This window comes from Mycobacterium sp., assembly GCF_040509115.1.
In the GTDB taxonomy this organism is placed as follows: Bacteria; Actinomycetota; Actinomycetes; order Mycobacteriales; family Mycobacteriaceae; genus Mycobacterium.
This window is the reverse complement of sequence record NZ_JBEVLO010000146.1, coordinates 1-2,673: the sequence shown is the minus strand read 5'-3', so window position 1 is coordinate 2,673 and position 2,673 is coordinate 1. Positions and strand designations below refer to the sequence as shown.

Sequence of the window (2,673 nt, the reverse complement as noted above, 5' to 3'; positions counted from 1 at the left end):
CCCGATGAGTTCGACTCGATTCCCGATTTACTCGCCGAGACTGAGCGTCGCATCACGGCGTTGGAAGCTCCCGGACGGGGATTCGATCCCGGCCCCTAATCGAGTCCGGCACAGCACGGCTGAGTAGTGCATTACGTGAATTCAGGGAGTTGCGCGTGATGCGCGGAACTAACGATTCCGTCGATTTCGGGTTTACTCTTTTACGATGATCGTCGGGGGGACGCTCAGTCGGGGGGAGTGATGTCGTGCGCGATAGAACTTGAGATTGGACCCGGTTCGCATCCGGGCACGTTCCTCACCAGGGTCGTGGACGCACCTGCCGGTGGCGAACCATCAGCGGTCTTCGAGCTGGACATCGAAGTACTCCTGCGGGAACGGGATGCGTTGGAGAACACGGTGCTCGCCTCCGGTGCGACGGCGCGACGGATCGTCCCCGCGCACGAACAGCAGCTGAGAAGCATGGGCCGCCAGCTGTTCGAGGCATTGTTCACCGAACGGGTCCTGGGAACCTATCGGGCCAGCCTGGGGGCGGCGCAGCAGCGAGGTGAACCGCTTCGAGTAGTGCTGAGACTGACCGCACCCCAGCTTGCCGCGCTGCCGTGGGAGGCGCTGTTCGACCCCGAGACCGAGGCCTACATGTGCCTCAGGGAGCCGTTGGTGCGGTACGTCCCCGCGCCATACACCCGCGAACCGTTGGAGATCACCCCGCCGTTGCGGATGCTCGGTCTCATCGCCGCTCCCCGTGGTTTGCCCCGTCTCGACGTCGAGGACGAGCAGCGACGCTTGGTAGAGGCTCTCGCCGGACCCATCGCCGATGGCCTGATCGAACTGGAATGGCTGCCCCACGCCAGCTGGGACGGCGTGCACGAGAAGTTGTTGGCCAGTGAGTGGCACGTTCTGCACTTCATCGGCCACGGTGACTACGACGTGGGCACCGACCAAGGGCAGATCGCTCTGGAAGGGGAGCGTGGGCGAGTCGATCTGGTGGGTGCCGAGCAGCTCGCCGACCTTCTCAACGAAGCTCGCCCGACCCCGCGGCTGGTCGTGCTCAACTCTTGCTCTTCCGGTGAGCAGGGAACCCGGGACCTGTTCTCCGCCACCGCAGCTGCGTTGGTTCGAAGCGGCATCAACGCCGTGGCTGCGATGCAGTTCACCATCAGCGACTCGGCCGCAATTTCCTTCGCCAGAGGCTTCTACACCGCGATCGCTCATGGCCGCAGTGTCGACGACGCCAGCCGCAGTGGTCGGGTGGGGATTCTCGGTCGACCTCGCAGCCTCGAATGGGTGACTCCGGTGCTGTACGTGCGCGGCGAGACCACGCAGCTGTTCAACATGACCACACCGGAGTGGGACGGCGGTCACCACGAAAGCTGGCGAGCGCTGGAAGACCAGCCGGCTAGAGCGCCGTCATCGGAAGCACGGCCAGCCGTGGCGATGGCCGGCCTACAGGCGATGTACGTCCAGGCGCGCGCCGAACTGCGGGCCGAGCGCTACGCCGCAGCGATAAGTGTGCTCGACGACTTGCTGAGCCTTCACCCCGGCTACCGGGATGCAGAAGCACTGCGCGACAACGCTGCTCGCCGAGCTGATCTGGCCGAGAAGTTTCAACAGGCCGTGCACGCGCAGACGGCCAAGGATTGGACCATCGCCGCCTGGCTCTACGGGCAGGTCCTCGAACTGCAGTCGGATTATCCTGGGGCGGCCGTCCGCCGCCAAGAGTGTGAGGACGCCCAGCGCATCGTCGACCTGCAGGACGAGTTGCGCATTCACGCCGAGTCCCGCAATTGGCAGGCAGTCGTCGACGTGAGCGACGAGCTCGTCGTCCTCGACGCGGAGGCCGCTGATCCCGACGGATTGGCAACGCACGCACGTGCAGCCCTTGCCGAGGCGCTCTCCGAGACTGCTCGCACGGATCCGCTTGAAAACGCAGAAGTCCTTCCGCCACAGCGTCTCACGGCGACGACACCGCAGACCGTGGACAGCACCACCGCACCGTCGGCTCGCGTGACCGCCCAACGACGTTGGCGAATCGCTGCCGTCGCGGCAGTGGTGGTGGTCCTCGTTGGCGCGACGATCGTGGCGGTGAGTCAAAGCTCGGAGTCTCCCACGACCGCGACTTCAACTCCGCCGTCGGTTCCGACAGAAGCATCCACGATCAGCACTTCGGCGCCCGCTCCACCGATGGGACCCAACGAGACGATCGCCGACTACCTCGAGAAGAACCGCATCGAGGCGACGCCCATCGTCCCCGGAGCAGTGGGTGCGCCGATCATCGATTTCCCTGTCCCCGAGGGCTGGACCCGGATTCCCGACGGCGCCGATACCCAGTATTTCGGGGTCGTCTTCGACACGCCGACCAATCCCGCAGACCGGCCCACGATCAACGCGACCGTCGACAAGTTGACGGGAAACGTCGACACGGAAGCGTTGCTGAACGTCGCGCCCGGTGAGCTCGAAAACCTGCCGGGCTATCAAGGCTCCGGCGGTACCGCCAAGCTCGATGGCCAGCCCAGTTCGTATCTCGGCGGCAAGTACGTCACGGATGACGTGCCGCGAACCGTCGCCCAGACCTCGGTGGTGATCAGCGGCAGGGATGGCCCCTACCTGCTGCAGATAAACGCCGAGGGACCGGAAGCCGACTTCGACGCGTTGAAGGCTGCGTCACTGGTGATC

1 protein-coding gene is annotated in these 2,673 nt (G+C 65.0%); it reads left to right on the top strand.

Annotation, left to right across the window (positions count from 1 at the left end):
* Nucleotides 1-306 precede the first annotated feature (306 nt).
* The coding region (locus tag ABW137_RS11075; RefSeq protein ID WP_526399793.1) for an LpqN/LpqT family lipoprotein at nt 307-2,673 on the top strand (2,367 nt) is incomplete at its 3' end.